Genomic DNA, 20,287 nt, shown 5'->3' with positions numbered 1-20,287 from the left:
ACGCCCTGTAACGATGACAGCGCCGCGCTTGGCGCTGACGCCCTTTCACATTGCCAGCCTGCCGCCGCGTTGTCCCCGCAACGGGATGGACAGCCGCGCCGCCCCCGCGCATGATCGCGCAAAAGCGCATGGGGGACATATGGCATCGCCTGAATATCTGGAAACGCCACAGGGCCGTCGGCTGGCCTATCACCGTCTGGACGGAACCGGACCAACGGTCGTGTTCCTCGGCGGTCTGAAATCCGACATGGAGGGCACCAAAGCCGTGCATCTAGAGGCATGGTGCGCCGCACAGGGACGCGCGTTTCTGCGGTTCGACTATTCGGGCCATGGCCAAAGCTCCGGCACGTTCGAGGAAGGCTGCATTGGTGACTGGGCCGAAGATACGGCAGCCGCCCTGTCGGCGCTGACTAAAGGTAAGCTGGTCGTGGTGGGCAGTTCCATGGGGGGCTGGCAGGCATTGTTGTATGCGCGCGCCCATGCCGACCGCGTGGCGGGGCTCGTCACAATTGCCGCCGCGCCCGACTTTACCGAAGACGGCTATGCCGCGTCCTTTAGCGCCGAACAGCATGCCGCTCTGGAACGCGATGGCCGCGTGGAAATGCCGTCGGACTATATGGAACCCTATATCATCACGCGCAGTCTGATCGAGGACGGGCGCGCGCAACTGGTTCTCCGCTCAGCCCTGCCGCTGCCCTTTCCGGTGCGCTGCCTGCAAGGGACCGAAGACAGTGCCGTCAGCACCGAAACCGCCGTGCGGCTGCTGAACCATGCGGACAGCCCCGACATGCGGCTGCTGCTGGTGAAGGGCGCGGATCACCGGTTTTCGGATGGGCCATGTCTGGAACTGATCGAGGACGCGATCAAAGATGTGCTGACGGCAGCGTCATGAGGCGGGGGGCGGGCATCGTTGGCATTGTGCTGCTGGGCCTGTCGCTGTGCATTGCCGCGCTGTGCCTGCTGGGCCCATACGAGGATGCGACGCTGACGCCACGCGGCATTTCGATCAACCCCGATCTGGATGCGTATTTTGCTGAAGTCGAAGGCGCGTTTGACGACATCACCCCCGGCGTTGAAAAGCGTGTGATCTGGGCTGGTGCACCCGGTATCCAGACCGAATGGGCCATCCTGTATGTCCACGGGTTTTCCGCGACGAGCGAGGAAATCCGCCCCGTGCCGGACAGGCTGGCGCAACGGCTGGGCGCGAACCTGATCTATACGCGGCTGCAAGGGCACGGGCGCAGTGGTGATGCGCTGGCAAGCGGCTCGGTACAAGGCTGGGTCACGGATCTGGACGAAGGGTTGCATGCCGCGCGCATCGCGGGTCGCAAGGTTCTGGTGCTGTCGACCTCCACAGGCGGCACACTGGTTGCGGCGGTGTCGCAGAACCCCGAGATGATGCAGGATGTGGCGGGGCTGATCTTTGTCTCACCGAACTTCGGGCTAAACAACCCGCTGGCAAAGCTGCTGAGCTGGCCTGCGGCGCGCTACTGGTTGCCGCCACTGGCAGGGGCCACGCGCAGTTTTGAACCACAGAATGCCGATCACGGGCGTTATTGGACTACCGAATATCCAAGCGTTGCGGTCATGCCCATGGCGGCGCTGATCGACGCAACCATGGCACAGGATCACAGCAATCAGACCCTTCCCGCACTTTTCTGGTTCTCGCCCGACGATACGGTTGTGCGCCCTGATATCACGGCGCAAGTCTCGGCGCGTTGGGGCGGAGAGGCGACTGTCGTGAACCCCGTGATGGGGGCGAAAGACGATCCGAACGCCCATGTGATCGCTGGTGACATCCTGTCGCCCAGCCAGACCGACGGCGCGGTGAGCGGCATGTATGAATGGGTGCAAGGATTGGGGCGCGAGTGATGGAACAGCGGATTTCCCTGATCACCTTGGGCGTGCGCGACATGGACACGATGGCGGCCTTTTATACCGCACTTGGCTGGGCACGCGTTGACAGCCCCGATGGCGTGGTTGCCTTCGACCTGATCGGCCAGACGCTGGGCCTTTACCCGCTTGAGGCTCTGGCCAAGGACATCGGCGTCGATGTTGACACGTTGGGCCATGGCGCGGTCACGCTGGGCCACAACCTGCGCGAAAAGGACGACGTCGCCCCATTGCTGGCGCGGGCTGAGGCGGCAAGCGCGCGTATCCTGAAACCGGCGACGGACGTGTTCTGGGGCGGGCATCACGGCTATTTCGCGGACCCCGAGGGGCATATCTGGGAAATTGCGTGGAACCCGTTTTCGCCGCTTGGCCAGGACGGCGCATTCCAGTGGAACGGCGCTGGCTGATGCGCCGCCCTGCCAGCATATGGAGCCTTGAGACCCTAGGCCGCGTGCGTCTGTCCAAACATTTCTACATGCGTGATTTCCTGTATTCCGAGATCGGAAATTTCCACCGGATACAGAACCTGCCAACCGATCCCGACCTAGCGATTGAACACGGGCGGATGCTGTGCACGCAGCTTCTTGATCCGCTGGAAGAGACTTTCGGCAGGCTGGGCATCCGCTCCGGTTACCGCTCGCCCGAACTCAACGCCTATGGCAATGCGCACAAGCTGAACTGCGCGCGCAACGACTATCCAGCGGAATGCCACATCTGGGACCGTGCAGCGGGCGAGGGCGCGATTGCGGGCACATCTCTGGTGATCCCGTGGTTCGCCGACCAGTACGAACAGGGGCGTGACTGGCGCGATCTGGCGTGGTGGGTGCATGACCATCTGCCTTATTCCGCGATGTGGTTCTTTCCCAAACTCTGCGCCTTCAACCTTGACTGGCGCCCTGTGCCGCAGCGCGTGATCGCAAGCTATATCGCGCCCAAGGGGGTGCTGCTGCGCAAGGGGCAGGAACCGGACGAACCACCCGAGGCGCGCCGCGCACGCTATGCCGATTTCCCTGCGTTTCGCGGCATTACCTACCCGTAAGGGGCAGGGGCGCATGTCACAGTGTTCACAATATCTGCCTTATGCGTTGACGCGCCCCCACAATATGGGGAACCCTACGCGCACGTGTTGGGGAACGCGATGAAATGTATTCTGGGGATGGCGGCGATAATCGCGGCGGCGTGGATGACGCCTGCCGTCGCTCAGACCTGCGATGACATTTATGTGGTTCAAAGCGGCGACAGCCTGTCGGGTATTGCCGACCGTATCTACAAGGATGCGGGGCGTTGGGTGCGCCTACACCGCGAAAACGCCGAAGCCGTCGGCGGTGATCCCGACACATTGCGCATTGGCACGCGGCTGCGGGTCGAATGCCTTGAAACCGAACCCGCCATACCGGCCGCCGCCGCTGCGTCGCGCCCTGTTGATCCGTTGGACGGTTCGGTCCTCAATCTGGTGACGACGGGTGATTTCGCGCCCTTTGCAGATCGCGGGTTGGATCACGGTGGGTTGATCGCGGACATCGTCGATGCGGTGATGCAGGAAACAGGGCGGGGTGCGTCCTATCGGCTGAACTGGATAAACGACCGCTCGGCCCATCTGGACCCGTTGATGCGCGACGGGATGATGGACATGGCCTTTCCTTGGTACCGGCCCGACTGCGACGCCGTGCCCCAAGACCGGCTGTGCACCGATTTCCTGTTCTCCGACCCGATGTTCGAGGTGGTGGGCACCCTGTTCACGGCTAGCAAACGCCCCATCCCATTTGCCGAGGATCGCGATCTTGAGGGCCGCACCCTATGTCGCCCTGCGGGGTACAGCCTGCATGATCTGGACCGTCCCGACCGCGCATGGATACGGGACGGCAAGATCAAGCTGGTGCAGCCCGACCGTGTCGAGGACTGCTTTGACCTGCTTATGGCGGGCACGGTCGAGGCGGTGGCGATCAATGATTTCACTGGGCGCAGTGCGATCACCCGCATGAAGCTGGCGGGGCAGGTGACGCCCGTGCGCAACCGCGCCGTATCGCTCGAAACGCTGCATGTGCTGGTCGCGCAGTCCCATCCCGACGCGCAGAACCTGATGGCCAGCTTTAATGACGGGCTGCGGCGCATTCGCGAGAATGGCAAGTTCCAAGAAGTGCTGAACCGCCATTTGCGCCCCTATTGGGCGGTAAACTGATGCGATGGGCCATCATCGCCGCCTTTGCCATGGCGCTGGCTGAACGTGCAGCGGCTTGCGAGCCGCAGGTGACCGTCGGGCCGGGGGAGACGTTCTTTTCCATCGCCGAGGAACAATTGGGGGATTTGTCGCTTTGGTCGGCGATCTTTTATGCCAATCCGGATGTGCAGGGCGGGGGGCTGCTGGATATTCAACCGGGAACCGTGCTGACCATTCCGTGCCCCGATGCGCCTGCGCCCGTGGCAGAACCTGCGCCGCAAAGTGAACCCGCCCCACTGAATGCGCCTGTTTTGCAGGCAGCCCCCGCCGCGCCGACCCGCGTTGCGCCCATGCCGCGCCGCGCGCAGGACATCGGGATCAGCCTGCTGGCGCGGGCGGGGCATCCGCCGTTCAGTGATGCGAACTGGCCCGCACAAGGCATGCTGAGCGAGTTGGTGACAGCCGCGCTGGATGCGACGCCGAATGCGGTGCCCTACAGTCTGTCATGGGAAGGGGACTGGTCGCGCCACCTGTTCCCGCAGCTTGATGGTCACAAGTTCGACATGGGCTTTCCGGTGTTCAAACCCGACTGCGACGCCGAGCCAACGCAGGAGATGTGTACAGCATTCCACTTCTCCGATCCGGTGGTCGATATTGTCACGCTGCTTTTTACGCGCACCGATGATCCGATCACTTTCGCCGCTGACGAGGATTTGCATGGCAAGACGTTGTGCAGGCCCGCAGGCTATTTCACCCATGACCTCGACCGTGCCGACCGCCGCTGGCTGTCGCAGGGGCTGGTGATGCTGGTTCAGCCCGCAACCACGGCGGACTGTTTCACTATGCTGCTGGATAAACAGGTGGACGCCGTTGCGCTGGATGAATTCTTGGGTGTGCAAAAGCTGTTCGAACTGGATCTCACGGCGCGGGTGACGCCCCTGCCGCGCCCTTTGTCGGTCGAGGGGCTGCATGTGGTGATCTCGAAAACCCATTGGCGCGGGACGGCGCATTTGTTCCGCTTCAACGCGGGGCTGGCCAAGTTGAAACAGACCGAGCGTTTCAACCGGATCGTCAGCCGCCACCTCGCCCTGTTCTGGGATCAGGTCAAAAGCTGAAACCGCCGATGTTGGGCTTGCCGTGCGCGCAACTGCGGGCCATGGTGCACAAAAAAGAGAAACGGCAGGCAAAGATGACATTCGCAGTGGGGCAGGGCCATGGCTGAGCCGATTGTTTTCCTTCCAGGGATGATGTGCGACGCGCGCCTGTTCGGCCCGCAGATCGCGGAACTGTCTTCGGAATATGCGGTGATGGTGGCACCCGTCACCCGTGGTGAGCGGATCGAGGAGATCGCGAGCGTTTTGCTGGACGAACTGCCTGCGCGGTTCGCTCTTGCTGGGTTGTCCATGGGTGGGATCGTCGCGATGGAGTTGCTGCGCCGTGCGCCCGATCGGATCACCCGTCTGGCGCTTATGGACACCAATCCGCTGGCCGAAACCCCGCCCGTTGCCGCCGCCCGCGAACCGCAGATTGTCAAAGTGCGCGCCGGTCGTTTGCAAGAGGTAATGCGCGACGAGATCGTACCGAACTGCGTGAGCAACGGCCCCTACCGGAATGAGGTCGCCGGGTTGGTGATGGATATGGCGGACGCATTGGGGCCGGATGTCTTTGTGCGCCAGTCGCGCGCCTTGCAGCGCCGTCGCGACCAGCAGGGAACGCTGCGCAAATGCCGCGTGCCGACGATGGTGCTGTGCGGTGAGCATGACACTTTATGTCCGGTCAAACGGCACACATTCATGGCGGAACTAATCCAAGGGGCCGAGTTGAAAGTGCTGAACGACGCAGGCCACCTGCCCACCCTCGAAGCGCCCGCAGAAACCACCCAAGCCCTGCGCGGCTGGATGCGCCAGCCACTTATTCTGCGCTAGATAGACAAAAGGCGCGGACCATGCCGCGCCTTTTGTCTTGTATGCTGTACGGGCGCAATTGCGCCCGCTTGTCAGGCCGCGTTGGTATTCGCAGGCTTGGCTTTCGGAGCTTTGCTGGAATTTGCGTCGATAAAATCGAGCACGAGCGGACGGATATTGTTGCGCCAGCTTTTGCCCGCGAAAATCCCGTAATGGCCTGCGCCTTCCTCAAGATGGCTAGCCTTTTTGTCGTCTGGCAAGCCGGTGCACAGGTCCAGCGCCGCGATACACTGGCCGGGGGCCGAGATGTCGTCATTGGTGCCTTCGACGGTTTTAACCGCGACAGTGGTGATCTTGCCGATATCCACCTGTTTGCCCGCGACCACGAATTCGTTCTTGGCGATCTCGCCATTCTTGAAGATGCGGTCGACGGTGGACAGGTAGAACTCTGCCGTCATGTCCATCACGGCCAGATATTCATCGTAGAACTTGTTGTGCTTGTCGTGATCGCCTGCCGCACCGCTTGCCACGGCGCTGATCTGGTCCTGAAACGCCTTGGCATGTTTGTCGGCGTTCATCGACACGAAAGAGGCGAGTTGCAGCAGGCCGGGATACACTTTGCGCCCCACGCCGGGGTATTTGAAGCCGACGCGCTGGATCATCGTTTCTTCCAACTGGCCCATGGTGACGCGATGGCCGAAATCGGTCACATCGGTCGCATTGGCGTTGGGATCAATGGGCCCGCCGATCAGGGTCAGCGACAGCGGCTGCGCGGCTGGGTCTTCCTCGGCCAGATAGGCGGTCGCGGCCAAGGTCAGCGGCGCAGGCTGGCACACGGCGATCACGTGGGTGTCTGGGCCGAGGTGGCGCATATAGTCGACCAGATAGAGGGTATAATCCTCGATATCGAACTTGCCCGCGCTGACGGGAATGTCACGCGCATTGTGCCAGTCGGTGATGTAGACTTCGCAATCGGGCAGCAGCGACATCACGGTCGACCGCAGCAAGGTGGCGTAGTGGCCGGACATCGGCGCGACCAGCAGAACCTTGCGATCACGCGGTTTGCGTCCTGCGACGTTAAAGTGGATCAGATCGCCAAAGGCACCGGGTACGACCATTTCGATATCGACCAGATGGTCCTTGCCATCCTCGCCAGTTACCGAAGGGATGTTCCAGTCGGGTTTCACGATCATGCGCTGGAAGGTCCGTTCCGTGACTTCACCCCATGCGCGCATCCATTGCATCGCAGGGTTTGGCACCATCGCAAAAGCAGGATAGCTGCCCAAGGCCTGCGCGGTTGCGCCCAGCCATTGGTTCGTGTTTCGCACCGTCTCCATAAAGTCGTAGTTGGCCATATAGCGCATCACGCACTCCTAACTGCTGTTGGGGGCGGGCGTAGGGTGCCCGCTCTCGGACTCGATGTCGCTTTGCCCCCCGAAACATGCGACCATATGCAGGCAGACGGTTCGACGTTGCGAATGCTGCATGTGCAAAGATTACGAGGAAGACGTTAATATGACAACCGATGACACCAAAGATGGTGCCAACTCTGGCGAAAACCTCGATAAATTGAACACAAATCTGCGAAAAGTGGAGGAGCTGACGCAACGTCTCACCCACGTAATGACGCACCGCAGCATGCACAACGCTGCCCTTGATGGCCCGAATCAGGAACTGTTCACCAAGGCCGCCAGCGCTTACTGGACCGAAGCGTTCCGCGATCCGGCCAAAGTTCTGGAACACCAGCTACAGTTCTGGTCGAAATCCGTGACCCATTTTGTCGAAGCACAGCAAGCGCTTGCCAGCGGCAAATTGACGGCCCCCGCCAATCCGGGGCCAAAGGACCGCCGCTTTGCCAACCCGTTGTGGGACACGCATCCCTATTTCAACTTCGTCAAACAGCAATACCTGATCAACGCCAAGGCGGTCGAACAGGCCATCGAAGACGTCACCGACATGGATGACAAGGAAAAGCAGCGGCTCAGCTATTTCTCGCGGCAAATCCTCGACATGATGTCGCCCACCAATTTTCTGGCCACCAACCCCGATGCGCTGGAAAAGGCGGTGGCGACCGAAGGGCAAAGCCTTGTGCAGGGGCTTGAGAACCTGATCTCGGACCTTGAGGCCAACAATGGCGAACTGATCGTCAAACTGGCTGATGACAAGGCGTTCGAACTGGGCGGTAACATCGCTACCACGCCGGGTAAGGTGGTGTTCCGCAACCGGATGATGGAGCTGATCCAGTACACGCCCACCACCGAAACCGTGCACAAGACGCCCATCGTACTGTTCCCGCCGTGGATCAACAAATTCTACATCCTCGACCTGAAACAACAGAACAGCATGGTCAGATGGCTGGTCGAACAGGGCTATACCTTGTTCGTGGTCAGTTGGGTCAATCCCGACGCGGCCTATGCCGGTGTCGGGCTCGAGGACTATATTCAGGACGGCTACCTCGCCGCGATCGAAGAGGCCAAGGCGATCACTGGCGAAAAGCAGGTCAATGCGATCGGCTATTGTATTGCGGGTACGACGCTGACCCTGACGCTTGGCTTGCTGAAACAGCGCGGCGATACGTCGATTAAATCCGCGACCTTCTTTACCGCCTTGACCGATTTCGGGGATCAGGGGGAATTCGCGCCGTTCCTGACCGATGACTTCATCGACGGGATTGAGGCGGAATGCGCCGACAAGGGCATCCTGCCGTCGATCATCATGGCGCGCACCTTTACGTTCCTGCGCTCGAATGACCTCGTCTATCAGCCCGCGATCAAAAGCTACATGATGGGCGAAACGCCGCCTGCATTCGACCTGCTGTACTGGAACGGGGACGGGGCCAACCTGCCGGCCAAGATGGCGATGCAATATCTGCGCGGCCTGTGCCAGCGCAACGAACTCGCCACGACTGGTTTTGATCTGATGGGGCACCACCTGACGCTGGACGATGTCGAGGTGCCGATCTGCGCCATCGCCTGCGAAACCGATCATATCGCCCCGTGGAAGGCGAGTTATCGCGGCATTCAGGCGATGGGGTCAAAGGACAAGACGTTCATCATGACAGAGTCCGGCCACATCGCGGGCATCGTGAACCCGCCCAGCAAAAAGAAGTACGGCCATTACACAAACACCGACCTGAGCCTTGATTGCGAGGACTGGCAGGAGGGCGCGACGTTCCACGAAGGATCGTGGTGGCCGCGGTGGGGTGCGTGGCTGAAAAAGCGCGCCGGCGGTCAGGTAGAGGCACGAATCCCGGGCGATTCTGCGCACCCGATCCTGTGCGACGCACCTGGAACATACGTTACCGTCAAGGCGAAACCCTGAGGAAACGGGCGGATTATCCAAAGTTTTCGTAGGGTTAACTTTTCTGCTGCGCCGCAGCAAAAAAGGTTGAAATGCTGCGCCGCAGCATCTATATTCTTCTCAGACGAGAAACAGCGGGGCCCCTCCCGCAGAGATTTGAGAAGGATCTAATTCAATGGCTAATACACCTGACATGACAGCAATGTTCAAAGACGTAATGGGTTCTTTCCCTGTTGACACAGCAGCAATGGAAGACGCGTTTAAAACAGCAACATCGCTGAACGAAAAACTGAGCTCCGTAGCGATTGACGCGGCCGAGAAGTCGACAGAAATCTCCACAAAGTGGACAAAAGAAACTCTGGCGAAACTGGCGGACATGTCCAAAGCCAAGTCCGAGCCTGCCGACTACGCAAAAGCAATGACCGATTTCGCGTCGTCCTACGCCGAAGTCACATCCGAGCACATGGCTGCCTTCGCTGAAGTCGCCAAGAAAGTTCAGATGGACACAGTCGAACTGATGATGGCCGCTGGTAAAGACATCAGCGAAGACGCATCTGCCGCTGTTCAAAAAGCGACAGGCGACATGACAGCTGCTGCGAAAAAAGCGACAGCGAAGAAGTAAGTCGAAAAAGACCATCGCGCGATCTTCCTCCCTGAAATAGCGCGATTACTTCAACGGGCCCCTTTGCGGGGCTCGTTTTTTTGTGCCGGCTGTTGGGCAGGGTGTCGTTTCGACGCCTGCATACGCTGCACGAGCGTAGTCCTTTCTTTTTGCAAAGCCTGCCCCTAAGCTGCGATGCAGCACGCAGACAAGGGAGAGTCGGCTCGTGACAGAAAAACCAGCACCACTTTTGATCAAGCGGTATGCCAGTCGGCGTCTATATAACACTGAAACAAGCGACTACGTGACGCTGGACGATATTTCGGGGTTTATCCGTGATGGGCGCGAAGTGCAGGTGGTCGACCTGAAAACCGGTGACGACCTGACGCGCCAGTACCTGTTGCAGATCATCGCAGAACACGAAAGCCGCGGCGAAAGCGTGTTGCCCGTCGATGTGCTGAACGACCTTGTGCGCAGTTACATGGGCGGTGGGGCTTCGGTGGTGCCGCAGTTCCTTGAGGCGTCCTTTGAAATGCTGCGCAACGGTCAGAGCAAGGTTCTGGAGAATGTCAGCGCGATGAACCCGATGGCAAAAATGCCGGGGTTCGAGATGATGCAAGCCCAGCAGGCGGCCTTCATGAAGGCGATGACCGGCGGTTTGGCCCCTGCGTGGACGGCAACCGAAAGTACGGGCGATACCGCGAAAGACGCGGAAGACGCAGAGGATCTGGCCACGATCAAAAAGCAGCTGGCCGAGTTGCAGGACAAGCTGTCAAAGCTGTCGTGAGATGAAGGGCGCATCTGGTATGCGCCTTTCGTGATATTCTGCGGATTGGCTGCGTTTGCAGACCTTTTATGAGGGGCTCTGCCCCCGGGTGCGATGCACCCGTCCCCGGGATTTTTTTGAACAGAGAAGGTTAAGTACCGTAGGCCGCTTGGGGTTCTGAGGCTCCTGCGACCGCGTGCAGTAGGACATCTGCGACGGCATCAAGCGTGTCGGTTGGCAGGTGCACCGGAAGGCGCACGTCACAGGCCCGCATCAACATGCGGCGCGTGGCGGGCAAGTCGGGCAGGTCGGGGATGAACTGCCAGTTCCAGAAAGCGCGGGCATTATCGGCGCTGGCCCCGAACACCTGAACCTTGACCCCTTGGTCAGCAGCGAGCGAGACGAAGGTTGCCACCTCTTCATCCGTCATATTAACCAGATTGAACTGGATGCTGTCGGGGGCGCGGATTTCACCGGGCAAGGGGGCTGGCACATCGATATGGGCGCTTTGGTTAAGCAAGGCCGCGACATGGTCGTGGTTGCGCCGACCATCCACCACGCGCCGCGCCAGATGTGGCAGCTGCGGGCGGATGACTGCGGCGCTGAGGTTGGACAGGCGCAGGTTGTACAGCGGAAGCTGGTTCTGGTGTTTGGCAAAGGCGTCTTGCAGGACGGCGTGCTTTTTCCAGTTATGTTCGTAGGCGCCGGACATAATGATCGCGCGTGCCACCAGATCGGCGTCGTCGGTGATCATGATCCCGCCTTCGCCCGCATTGATCATTTTGTAGGATTGGAACGAAAAGCAGCCGATCTTGCCAATCGTGCCGATCTTGGCCCCGTGCCATGTGGTGCCAAGGGAGTGGGCGGCGTCTTCGATCACGGGCACGTTCGCCGCGTTACACAGCGCCATGATCGCATCCATGTCAGAGGTGTGGCCGCGCATGTGGCTGACGATCACAGCCTGCACGTCGGGCAGTTTGGCGGCAAAATCATCGATGTCGATGCGGTAGTTATCCCCCACCTCGCACAGGACGGGCAGGCAATCGGCATGCATCACCGCCGAGGGAACCGCGGCAAATGTGAACCCGGGGATCAACACGCGCGCGTCCCGTGGCAGGTCCAGCGCCTTTAGCGACAGGAAAAGCGCCGCCGAACAAGACGACACTGCCAGCGCGTATTTCGCGCCCATCATGTCGGCAAATTCGCTTTCCAGCAGGGACACTGGCGCATCAGACGCAGCAGTATAGCGGAACAGGTCGCCCGATGTCAGCAGGCGGTCAATCTCGGCGCGGGCGGCTTCGGGGATTGCTTCCGCGCTGTGCATGTCGGGCAGGGCCATATTTCAGATTCCTTATGGATAGATTTCGTTTTCATAAATCCGTTAGGCGAAAAAAGAAACAGGTTTGTGACGCGCAGGCGGATGCACGCGCGACATGGGGCATTTCGGCAATAGCGGTGAAAGGGGGCGTTAAACGCCTAAACGGTCGCGCAGTCCGTACCAAAGCATGGCCAGCGTCAGCAGCGGCGTACGCAAGGCAGGACCGCCGGGGAAGGGTGACACAGGCAGGCGCGCCATCGTGTCAAAGCCGCGCGCGGACCCGTCAATCACATCCGCCATCAGCTTGCCCGCATGGGTCGCCGTGCCAACGCCGTGGCCGCTATACCCCGAAGCGGACAACACATTTGGGGCCAGACGCGCCAGATATGGCAGGCGCTTCATGGTGATCGCCAGGGTGCCACCCCAAGCATAATCAATCTGGACGTCCGACAAATGGGGGAAAATCTGCGTCATCTGGCGACGGACCTTGCCTGCGATGTCGCTGGGAAATTTGTAGCCATAGCTTTCGCCGCCGCCAAACAGCAACCGCCCGTCATGGGACAGACGGAAGTAGTTCACCACGAAACGGCTGTCTGCCACGGCGATATCGCGGGCGAGCACGTGCTTGGCCTCTTCCCCCAGCGGCGCGGTGGCGGCGATGAAATTGTTGATCGGCATTACGCGGCGCGCAACTTGGCCGTCGAGCCCGCCCAGATACCCGTTGCAGGCAAGGACCAGATGGTCTGCCGTGACCACACCGCCATCCGTGGCAATCCTGACCTGCGACCCTTGGGTGATATTGTGCACCGCACTGCGTTCATGAATAACCGCGCCCGCCTTTTCTGCCGCCGCTGCCAGCCCAACGGCAAAACGCAACGGGTGCAAATGCGCCCCATCCCAACTGACAATACCGCCCTTATAGGCGGGGGAGGGGCATAACGCTTGCATCCCGTCCGCATCTAGCTGGTCCATCGGATAGGCATAGTGGCGCGCCATATGATCGGCATAGCGGTGCAGCGCATCGACTTCGCCCGCGCTTTCTCCGGTCCACGCAATGCCCGGCCGCAGATGGCAATCAATACCGTGCGTTGCGACAAGAGATTTGACCAGCGCCGTCGCCTCTTGCGCCAGATCCCACAGGGCACGCGCATGATCCATCCCGACCATGCGTTCCAGATCCGGTTGTTCAACGCGCTGGCCCCAACCCAACTGCCCGCCATTGCGCCCCGACGCGCCGAACCCCGCACGATGCGCCTCAAGCACTACAACCTTGTGCCCCGCCTGCGCCAGATGCAGCGCGGCAGACAGGCCCGTATATCCCGCCCCGACGACACACACATCCGCCCGCACCTCACCGCGCAAGGGCGCACGCTCCGCAGGCAGGTCCATCGTCGCTGCATACCAACTCTTTGGATACGCGCCCACGCGGTCATTGGCATAAAGCAGGTTCATCAAGGTCTTCTCTGTTCTTAAAAAATCCTCCCCGAAGGGCCGATTTGCCACTCAGACATTGGTCAGCAAATGCTCGCGCTCCCACGGGGAAATCACTTGCAGAAACTCTTCGTATTCCGCGCGTTTCACAATCGAATAGACGCGCGCGAAGTCAGGGCCCAGAACGTCGTGCAACGCCGTGCAGGCGTCAAACTGGTCCAGCGCCGATCCAAGAACCCGTGGGATATCCCCGTCGCCCTCATAGGCATCGCCCATGAACTGCGCCGAAGGGTGCTTTTTCTCCATCAGCCCCAGATAGCCGCAAGCCAGCGACGCCGCGATGCCAAGGTAGGGGTTGCAATCCATGCCCGCGATCCGGTTTTCAACCCGCCGCGCCCGTTGCGAGGACAGTGGCACCCGAATGCCCGTGGTGCGGTTGTCCCGCCCCCATGCAAGGTTGATCGGTGCTGCATGATCCTTCACATATCGGCGATAGCTGTTCACATACGGCGCCATTACGGCAAGGGCCGCGGGCATATAGTTCTGAAGACCGCCGATGAAGTGATAGAACATATCTGAATCACCCCCCTGCGCATCGACAAAGAAGTTTTCGCCAGTTTTAGGGTCGATGATCGAGTGGTGGATATGCATCGCACTGCCCGGTTCATCCTCGATCGGCTTGGCCATGAATGTGGCAAAGCAGTCGTGCCGCAGCGCCGCCTCACGGATCAGCCGCTTGAAGTAGAACACCTCGTCCGCCAGCGTGACCGGATCTCCGTGCATGAGGTTGATTTCCAGCTGCCCCGCACCGCCTTCCTGGGTGATGCCGTCGATCTCGAAACCCTGTGCCTCTGCAAAGTCATAGATGTCGTCGATCACGGGGCCGAATTCGTCAACGGCCGTCATCGAATAGGCCTGCCGCGCAGCCGCAGGACGGCCCGAGCGGCCCGTCATCGGCTTGATCGCCTGTGCAGGGTCCAGATTGCGCGCAATAAGGAAGAACTCCATTTCCGGCGCCACGACAGGCTTCCAGCCCTGATCAGCATAGAGCTGCACAACACGTTTCAGCACGTTGCGCGGGCTGTAGGGCACGACCTCGCCGTCGCGGTCATAGGCATCGTGGATCACCTGCAAGGTCCAGTCACCGGTCCATGGCGCAGCCGTTGCCGTAGACATGTCGGGCCGCAGGATCATGTCTTTTTCGATGAACCCGTCCTCGTCTGCGGCCTCGCCCCAGCCGCCGGTGATGGTCTGGAAAAAGATGCTGTCCGGCAGGTGAAAGTAATCCTGCCGCGCGAATTTCGACGCAGGCACCGCCTTACCGCGCGCGATGCCGGGCAGGTCGGGGATCACACATTCCACCTCGTCCAGCCGCTTGCCCTCAAGATAAAGACGCGCCGCATCCGGCAGGTTGTCCAACATTGGTCCCTTCATGGCTCAGCCCTCTCGCTTGAGAAACGCAACCATGTCGGCAGCGATGATATTCTGTTGTGTCGGTGTCTCCAGCGCATCCCGCGCTGCCGCCAGCAGCGGTTCAGGCACCACGCCGGGACCGCGATGGGTGGCAAGTGCGTCGACCATATCGGCCCCGAATTCGGGATGCGGCTGGATGGTCCAGATGCGATCCCCATAGACCAGCGCCGCATGATCGCTCGCTTCGCTGGTGCCGATGATCTCGGCCTCTGGCGGGGCGACGACCACCTGATCCTGATGCCATGCATTCAGTGCCAAGGACTGCCCGCGATAGGCATAGTCGCGGCGGCCCACGATCCACCCGCCCTTGAATTTCTCGACCTTGCCACCCATGGCCTGCGCGATGATCTGGTGGCCGAAACAGATGCCCAGCATGGGACGGTCCGCCGCGTAAATCTCGCGGATCAGCGCCTCAAGCGGCGGGATGAACGGGTGATCCTCATAGGCCCCGTGTTTGGACCCCGTCACGATCCACCCGTCACAGGCAGTGGCATCGGGGGGGAACTCCATATCGACCACGTTGAAGGTCACAAAGTCAAAGCCGTTGCCGTCCAGCAGCCGCCGGAACATGGCGTCATAGTCACCGATCGAGCCCAGAACTTCTTCGGGCGCGTGTCCGGTTTGCAAAATGCCGATTTTCATGGATCACCTGAGGTTTACGAGAAAAAGATAAAGCAGCGCTCAAACCGTGTCGAGATAGATCTCAGTCTGCTCGTCCTCGCTCAGTTCGGCCATGTACAACGCCTCTTGCCGCTTGGTCATCACAAAGTTGCGGATCAATTCGGCGTCGAAAATGCGCTTGGTCTCGGCGCTGCTTTCAAAGGCGTCAATCGCGTCGGTCCAGTGCATGGGCACCGAGGGCAGGTCCTGGGTATAGGCGTTGCCGGTGATCGGGGCGTCGGGCGCGACCGCATCTTCGATCCCGTTGATCGCCGCCCCCAGAACCGCTGCAATGGACAGATAGGGGTTCACATCCCCGCCCGCCAGACGATGTTCGATCCGCCGCGCTGCGGGTGGGCCGGACGGAATGCGGATGGCCGCGGTGCGGTTCTCGTAGGCCCATGCGATCCCCGTGGGCGCATGGGCACCGGGCACGAACCGCGCATAGGAATTGGCATGGGGTGCAAATACCAAGGTCGATCCCGGCATCCCGTTCAAACAGCCCTGCACGGCATGGCGCAGCATGTCACTGCCCTTGGCCGAACCGTCGTTGAAAACGTTGTTACCGTCTTCGTCCAGCACCGAGAAATGCATGTGCAGCCCGTTGCCCGCGTAATCCTCATAAGGCTTGGCCATAAAGGATGCGGCAAACCCGTGCTTGCGGGCCATGCCGCGCACCAGCATCTTGAACAGCCACGCATCATCGGCGGCCTTCAACGCATCGCTCTGGTGCATCAGGTTGATCTCGAACTGTCCCAATCCGGCCTCGGAAATCGCCGTATCTGCCGGAATGTCCATTGTTTCGCATGCGTCATAAAGCTCGGAAAAGAACGCATCGAACTGGTCCAGCGCTCGCAATGACAGGATTTCCCCCGCCACCCGACGCTTGCCCGAGCGTGGAGAAATCGGCACGCGCAGGTTCTTGCCCGCATCGTCGATCAGAAAGAACTCAAGCTCCACCGCCACCACGGGGGTCAGCCCCTTGGCCTTGTAGCGTTGTACCACCTGCGCCAGCGCATGGCGCGGATCCCCCATGAACGGGCGGCCATCCTCGTGGAACATCCAGATCGGCAACAGGCCCGACGGGTTCTCAAGCCACGGCATGGGCATGAACCCGCGCTCGGTCGGCTTCAGCACCCCGTCGCGATCACCGCTGTCCATGACCAGCGGGCTGTCATCAATATCCTCGCCCCAGATGTCGAGGTTCAGCACCGACATGGGAAACCGTGTCCCGTCCGTGGCAACCTTGTCTGCAAAGCGTACCGGCATCCGCTTGCCGCGCGCCACCCCGTTCAAATCCGATGCCGCCACCCGAATGGTGCGGATGTGCGGGTTTTCGATCAACCACTCATGCATGGGTCTTACTTCTCTGTTCTAAAAAATCCCCGCCGGAGGCATAAAATCCCGAATCCTAGCGGATCAGATTGGGACGCAGCTTGATCTTCTGGCGCGTGTTCGCGGGCAGGTGCCGGTTCAGTCGCGTGTTCACCAGCCCGAAGATGCCGATAATCACCAATGTCAGCAAAATGAAGTACATCGCAAGGATCGGATAGGGCACGAACGGATTAAACGTCTTGTCCGCAAAATAGCTGGCGTAATAGAGGGCATCGCCGCGCTGCTGCCATGCGGGAAATCCCGAGAAAAACACCAGCGTCGTGGCGTGGAACAGAAAGATCGCCTCGTTCGTGTAGGCAGGCCATGCAAGGCGCAGCATCGTGGGCCACACCACACGGCGAAAGCGGGACCAGCCCGACAGGCCATAGGCATCAGCCGCCTCGGTCTCGCCCTTCGGGATCGACTGCAACGCGCCATAGAAGATCTCGGCCGAATAGGCGGCGGTGTTCAGGAACAACACGATCAGCGCGCCCAGCCATGCGGCGGTGAAGGCCGAGAACACCGGATAACTGCCCTTGAGGCTCAGGAACAGGAAGTAGGCAAAGAAGAACTGGATGAACAAGGGCGAGCCGCGGAACAGAAAGATGAACCATTCGGCGGGCTTGCGGATCCACGGGTTCGCCGCGCCCTTGGCCACGGCAATCGCGGTGGCAAGGAAAAAGCCGGTGCACAGGGCCAGAATCCCGAAATAGACGTTCCAGATCATGCCCGAGCCGATCAGCGTGAACTGTTCGCACAGGGTAAAGTCCGATTTCGGCAGCAACCGCTCGCCAATGCCGACGGCGCGCAGCCCATAGGACTGAATGGTCTCAAGACAGCTCACACCACGGCCCCTTTACGTTGGGCTTCGCCGCCGCTTGTGGCTTGCCCTCGGGTCAGGCGCGCCATGATCCGGCCAAGTATCTTTTCGGACCCCCATGTCATGAACAGGTAGAACACCAGCAGCGCAAAGAAGTACCACATGCGCCAGTCCCCGTGCGGATAATCGGTAAAGCGCGCCGTCTTGGTGCCGCCCAGTTCGCGCGCCCAGTACACCACATCCTCGATCCCCAGCAGGAAGAGAAGCGGTGTCGCCTTGATCAGCACTTGCCACAGGTTCGACAGGCCCGGCAGCGCATAGACCCACATCTGCGGCACCAGCACCCGCCAGAAGGTCTGGGGCGGGGACATGCCATAGGCCTCGGCGGTTTCAAGCTGCGCGCGGGGCACGGCGCGCATGGCGCCAAAGATCACGTTGGCCGCAAAGGCCCCGAACACCAGCGCAAAGGTCAGCACAGCAAGGCCGAATGCATAAGTCTGGTGGACCACCTGCGGTGCGGTGCCAAGGGGCAGCTTGGCCTGCGGGCAGACCAGAAAATCGTTGCCCTGCCGGATCGGGTCGGTCCACTCGGGACACAGCATCTGATGGCGCATCCATTCGAACCCCTGATCCAGCGCGATGACAAAAAACAGGAAAAAGGCGATGTCGGGCACGCCGCGCACAATCGCGATATAGCCCCGCCCGAACCATGACAGGGGCGGGATGCTGGACCGTGCCGCCATCGCACCGCCAAAGCCGAAGGCCAGTGCCACGGGTGCGGTCACGGCCAAAATGCCGATCACCTTCAAAAAGCTGTAATAGAACGAGAAATGCACGCCCGTTGTAAGGTAACAGGTCAGCCACCGAAACGTGGCCAGAACTTCGGGTTCGGTGCAATATGAAAACATAAGTCAGGGGGTAAGGCGGGGACTGGCCCCGCCTTGCCTTTTTACTCGTATTGCGTGGTTTCTTCGCCGAACCACTTGACCAGCATCGTGTTCAGCGTGCCGTCGGCTTTCATTTCGGTGATCACGGCGTCGAACTTCTCTTTCAGTTCGGTGTCGCTTTCACGCAGACCCATGCCGATGCCGCCGCCCAATGGCACGTCATCGCCGATGAACATCAGTTCACCACCCGAAGCTTCGACGAGCGGGACCAGATAGTCCTTGTCGGCAAAGACCGCGTCCGCTTCGCCGTTGCGCACGGCAGCAACAGTTTCTTCGGGTGTTGCGAATTCAACCAGTGTCGCGCCACCTTCGGCCACGTAACCGGCCTGAATGGTTGCGGTTTGTGCGGCCACAACGCCGTTTTCGAAATCGGCACCATCAGATGCGGCGACATAGGCCGACGCGGTGGGCGGATAGTAGTTCTGAGTGAAGTCGATGACTTCGTCACGCTCGTCCGTGATGCTCATGCCGGCCATGATTGTGTCGTAGTTGCCGGACACGAGGTTCGGGATGATGCTGTCCCAGTCGTTCTTGACCCATTCGCAGGTCAGCTCGGCGCGTTTGCACAGCTCGTCGCCCAGTTCACGCTCGAACCCGTCGACTTCGCCGGAGTCGTTGATGAAGTTGTAGGGAGGGTAGGCGCCCTCGGTGCCCATGCGCACAACGGAGTGACCGTCGGCAAGGGCGAAGGAAGCGGACATCGCAACTGCGACGGTTCCGAAAAGGATGGATTTCATTGTGGTTACTCCCGTTTATTGATTTTGGGTTACGCCGCGTGGGTTGCCGAAAGGAACCCGCGCAATCGTTCTGATTTGGGTGCGCCGAACACAGCGTCCGGCGTCCCTTGTTCTTCGATCAGGCCTTGGTGCAGGAATACGACGTGATCGGACACGTCGGCGGCCAGTTTCATGTCGTGGGTCACGATCAGCATCGTGCGACCTTCGCTTGCCAAGTCCTTGATCACGCGCACAACTTCCTGCTCAAGCTCGGGGTCGAGCGCGCTTGTCGGTTCGTCAAACAGCAGCGCCTCGGGTTCCATGCACAGCGCCCGCGCAATGGCGGCGCGCTGTTGCTGGCCACCGGAAAGCTGGGCGGGATAGACATCGCATTTGTCCCCGATCCCCACCTTGTCGAGATAGGCGCGGGCGGATTTTTCCACCTCAGCCGGATCGCGGCGCAGGACGGTGACGGGTGCCTCCATCACGTTTTGCAGAATGGACATGTGCGCCCACAGATTGAACTGCTGGAACACCATCGACAGGTTCGTGCGGATGCGCAGCACCTGTTTGGGATCGGCGGGGCGGCGGTTGTGGCCGTTGCCTTTCCACGTGACGGGTTCGCCCTTGAACAGGACATCGCCCTGCTGGCTGTCCTCAAGCAGGTTGCAACAGCGCAGCAGCGTCGACTTGCCCGACCCCGAAGAGCCGATCAAGGACACCACATCGCCGCGCTTGGCCGCGATATCCACGCCCTTGAGCACCTCAAGGTGGCCGTAGGCTTTGTGAAGGTTCCGGATTTCGATAACGGGCTGGTCAGACAAGGGGCACCGCTTGGTTAAGGTTCAGCGGGTATAAGGCCGCAAATCGGCGGGCGAGTCCACGGGCAAATCGCAGGATCGCGGCCCCGTTTGCCCAATTTGACG

20 protein-coding genes are annotated in these 20,287 nt (G+C 60.5%); 10 read left to right on the top strand and 10 right to left on the bottom strand.

Annotated features, from left to right (window positions below; translation table 11 throughout):
- Window positions 1-139: 139 nt before the first annotated feature.
- From AC6GQJ_RS06500 to AC6GQJ_RS06470, 7 genes are all read left to right on the top strand, one after another.
- Entirely contained in the window at window positions 140-892 is a 753-nt protein-coding gene (locus tag AC6GQJ_RS06500; RefSeq protein ID WP_500772940.1) for an alpha/beta fold hydrolase, read from the top strand.
- On the top strand, window positions 889-1,872 hold the full coding sequence (locus AC6GQJ_RS06495) for an alpha/beta hydrolase (protein WP_500772938.1): 984 nt from the start codon (window positions 889-891) through the stop codon (window positions 1,870-1,872). Before AC6GQJ_RS06500 ends, AC6GQJ_RS06495 begins: the two co-directional genes overlap by 4 nt.
- The gene (locus AC6GQJ_RS06490) at window positions 1,872-2,300 is read left to right on the top strand and encodes a VOC family protein (RefSeq protein WP_500772936.1); all 429 of its coding nucleotides are present in this window, start codon (window positions 1,872-1,874) and stop codon (window positions 2,298-2,300) included. The genes AC6GQJ_RS06495 and AC6GQJ_RS06490 overlap by 1 nt, the downstream gene beginning before the upstream one ends.
- A complete protein-coding gene (locus tag AC6GQJ_RS06485; protein WP_500772934.1) occupies window positions 2,300-2,932 on the top strand; it encodes a hypothetical protein in 633 nt (210 codons plus the stop codon). The genes AC6GQJ_RS06490 and AC6GQJ_RS06485 overlap by 1 nt, the downstream gene beginning before the upstream one ends.
- Window positions 2,933-3,049: 117 nt before the next feature.
- On the top strand, window positions 3,050-4,072 hold the full coding sequence (locus AC6GQJ_RS06480; protein WP_500772932.1) for a peptidoglycan-binding protein LysM: 1,023 nt from the start codon (window positions 3,050-3,052) through the stop codon (window positions 4,070-4,072).
- Entirely contained in the window at window positions 4,072-5,166 is a 1,095-nt protein-coding gene (locus AC6GQJ_RS06475) for an ABC transporter substrate-binding protein (RefSeq protein ID WP_500772930.1), read from the top strand. Before AC6GQJ_RS06480 ends, AC6GQJ_RS06475 begins: the two co-directional genes overlap by 1 nt.
- Window positions 5,167-5,265: 99 nt before the next feature.
- Window positions 5,266-5,976, top strand: coding sequence for an alpha/beta fold hydrolase (locus tag AC6GQJ_RS06470; protein ID WP_500772928.1), 711 nt, complete (start codon window positions 5,266-5,268; stop codon window positions 5,974-5,976).
- Between the two features lie 71 nt (window positions 5,977-6,047).
- On the opposite strand, the gene phaZ is transcribed toward AC6GQJ_RS06470, so the two are convergent.
- On the bottom strand, window positions 6,048-7,319 hold the full coding sequence (gene phaZ, locus AC6GQJ_RS06465; protein WP_500772926.1) for a polyhydroxyalkanoate depolymerase: 1,272 nt from the start codon (window positions 7,317-7,319) through the stop codon (window positions 6,048-6,050).
- Between the two features lie 151 nt (window positions 7,320-7,470).
- Here phaZ and AC6GQJ_RS06460 point away from each other — a divergent pair, with 151 nt between their 5' ends.
- From AC6GQJ_RS06460 to phaR, 3 genes are all read left to right on the top strand, one after another.
- Complete coding sequence (locus AC6GQJ_RS06460; protein ID WP_500772924.1) at window positions 7,471-9,276, top strand: PHA/PHB synthase family protein; 1,806 nt, start codon at window positions 7,471-7,473, stop codon at window positions 9,274-9,276.
- A gap of 154 nt (window positions 9,277-9,430) precedes the next feature.
- Complete coding sequence (locus AC6GQJ_RS06455) at window positions 9,431-9,877, top strand: phasin family protein (RefSeq protein WP_500772922.1); 447 nt, start codon at window positions 9,431-9,433, stop codon at window positions 9,875-9,877.
- Window positions 9,878-10,082: 205 nt separating this feature from the next.
- Window positions 10,083-10,643 carry a polyhydroxyalkanoate synthesis repressor PhaR gene (gene phaR, locus AC6GQJ_RS06450; protein ID WP_500772920.1) on the top strand — a complete coding sequence of 187 codons (561 nt, stop codon included), beginning with the start codon at window positions 10,083-10,085 and terminating at the stop codon, window positions 10,641-10,643.
- Window positions 10,644-10,773: 130 nt separating this feature from the next.
- Here the strand turns inward: phaR and AC6GQJ_RS06445 are convergent, their stop codons facing one another.
- From AC6GQJ_RS06445 to AC6GQJ_RS06405, 9 genes are all read right to left on the bottom strand, one after another.
- On the bottom strand, window positions 10,774-11,961 hold the full coding sequence (locus AC6GQJ_RS06445; RefSeq protein ID WP_500772918.1) for a DegT/DnrJ/EryC1/StrS family aminotransferase: 1,188 nt from the start codon (window positions 11,959-11,961) through the stop codon (window positions 10,774-10,776).
- Between the two features lie 129 nt (window positions 11,962-12,090).
- Window positions 12,091-13,392, bottom strand: coding sequence for an NAD(P)/FAD-dependent oxidoreductase (locus AC6GQJ_RS06440; RefSeq protein ID WP_500772916.1), 1,302 nt, complete (start codon window positions 13,390-13,392; stop codon window positions 12,091-12,093).
- 51 nt (window positions 13,393-13,443) lie between these two features.
- Window positions 13,444-14,805, bottom strand: coding sequence for a glutamine synthetase family protein (locus tag AC6GQJ_RS06435; RefSeq protein ID WP_500772914.1), 1,362 nt, complete (start codon window positions 14,803-14,805; stop codon window positions 13,444-13,446).
- Between the two features lie 3 nt (window positions 14,806-14,808).
- Window positions 14,809-15,486: a type 1 glutamine amidotransferase gene (locus AC6GQJ_RS06430; RefSeq protein WP_500772912.1), complete on the bottom strand. Its 678-nt coding sequence runs from the start codon at window positions 15,484-15,486 to the stop codon at window positions 14,809-14,811.
- A gap of 39 nt (window positions 15,487-15,525) precedes the next feature.
- Window positions 15,526-16,860, bottom strand: coding sequence for a glutamine synthetase family protein (locus AC6GQJ_RS06425; RefSeq protein ID WP_500772910.1), 1,335 nt, complete (start codon window positions 16,858-16,860; stop codon window positions 15,526-15,528).
- A gap of 55 nt (window positions 16,861-16,915) precedes the next feature.
- The gene (locus AC6GQJ_RS06420; protein WP_500772909.1) at window positions 16,916-17,722 is read right to left on the bottom strand and encodes an ABC transporter permease; all 807 of its coding nucleotides are present in this window, start codon (window positions 17,720-17,722) and stop codon (window positions 16,916-16,918) included.
- A complete protein-coding gene (locus tag AC6GQJ_RS06415; protein ID WP_500772908.1) occupies window positions 17,719-18,606 on the bottom strand; it encodes an ABC transporter permease in 888 nt (295 codons plus the stop codon). The genes AC6GQJ_RS06420 and AC6GQJ_RS06415 overlap by 4 nt, the downstream gene beginning before the upstream one ends.
- 41 nt (window positions 18,607-18,647) lie before the next feature.
- On the bottom strand, window positions 18,648-19,382 hold the full coding sequence (locus AC6GQJ_RS06410; protein ID WP_500772906.1) for a transporter substrate-binding domain-containing protein: 735 nt from the start codon (window positions 19,380-19,382) through the stop codon (window positions 18,648-18,650).
- 29 nt (window positions 19,383-19,411) lie between these two features.
- Window positions 19,412-20,185, bottom strand: coding sequence for an ABC transporter ATP-binding protein (locus AC6GQJ_RS06405; RefSeq protein ID WP_500772904.1), 774 nt, complete (start codon window positions 20,183-20,185; stop codon window positions 19,412-19,414).
- Between the last annotated feature and the right edge of the window lie 102 nt (window positions 20,186-20,287).

This window comes from Tateyamaria sp. 7Alg 36 (assembly GCF_059882455.1).
This window is presented reverse-complemented; position numbering and strand designations above follow the sequence as displayed.

Bases quoted from the DNA above. Each gene is read 5' to 3' on its own strand.
- AC6GQJ_RS06500 (WP_500772940.1), top strand. From the start codon at position 140: ATGGCATCGCCTGAATATCTGGAAACGCCACAGGGCCGTCGGCTGGCC.
- AC6GQJ_RS06495 (WP_500772938.1), top strand. From the start codon at position 889: ATGAGGCGGGGGGCGGGCATCGTTGGCATTGTGCTGCTGGGCCTGTCG.
- AC6GQJ_RS06490 (WP_500772936.1), top strand. From the start codon at position 1,872: ATGGAACAGCGGATTTCCCTGATCACCTTGGGCGTGCGCGACATGGAC.
- AC6GQJ_RS06485 (WP_500772934.1), top strand. From the start codon at position 2,300: ATGCGCCGCCCTGCCAGCATATGGAGCCTTGAGACCCTAGGCCGCGTG.
- AC6GQJ_RS06480 (WP_500772932.1), top strand. From the start codon at position 3,050: ATGGCGGCGATAATCGCGGCGGCGTGGATGACGCCTGCCGTCGCTCAG.
- AC6GQJ_RS06475 (WP_500772930.1), top strand. From the start codon at position 4,072: ATGCGATGGGCCATCATCGCCGCCTTTGCCATGGCGCTGGCTGAACGT.
- AC6GQJ_RS06470 (WP_500772928.1), top strand. From the start codon at position 5,266: ATGGCTGAGCCGATTGTTTTCCTTCCAGGGATGATGTGCGACGCGCGC.
- phaZ (WP_500772926.1), bottom strand. From the start codon at position 7,319: ATGCGCTATATGGCCAACTACGACTTTATGGAGACGGTGCGAAACACG.
- AC6GQJ_RS06460 (WP_500772924.1), top strand. From the start codon at position 7,471: ATGACAACCGATGACACCAAAGATGGTGCCAACTCTGGCGAAAACCTC.
- AC6GQJ_RS06455 (WP_500772922.1), top strand. From the start codon at position 9,431: ATGGCTAATACACCTGACATGACAGCAATGTTCAAAGACGTAATGGGT.
- AC6GQJ_RS06445 (WP_500772918.1), bottom strand. From the start codon at position 11,961: ATGGCCCTGCCCGACATGCACAGCGCGGAAGCAATCCCCGAAGCCGCC.
- AC6GQJ_RS06440 (WP_500772916.1), bottom strand. From the start codon at position 13,392: ATGAACCTGCTTTATGCCAATGACCGCGTGGGCGCGTATCCAAAGAGT.
- AC6GQJ_RS06435 (WP_500772914.1), bottom strand. From the start codon at position 14,805: ATGAAGGGACCAATGTTGGACAACCTGCCGGATGCGGCGCGTCTTTAT.
- AC6GQJ_RS06430 (WP_500772912.1), bottom strand. From the start codon at position 15,486: ATGAAAATCGGCATTTTGCAAACCGGACACGCGCCCGAAGAAGTTCTG.
- AC6GQJ_RS06425 (WP_500772910.1), bottom strand. From the start codon at position 16,860: ATGCATGAGTGGTTGATCGAAAACCCGCACATCCGCACCATTCGGGTG.
- AC6GQJ_RS06415 (WP_500772908.1), bottom strand. From the start codon at position 18,606: ATGTTTTCATATTGCACCGAACCCGAAGTTCTGGCCACGTTTCGGTGG.
- AC6GQJ_RS06410 (WP_500772906.1), bottom strand. From the start codon at position 19,382: ATGAAATCCATCCTTTTCGGAACCGTCGCAGTTGCGATGTCCGCTTCC.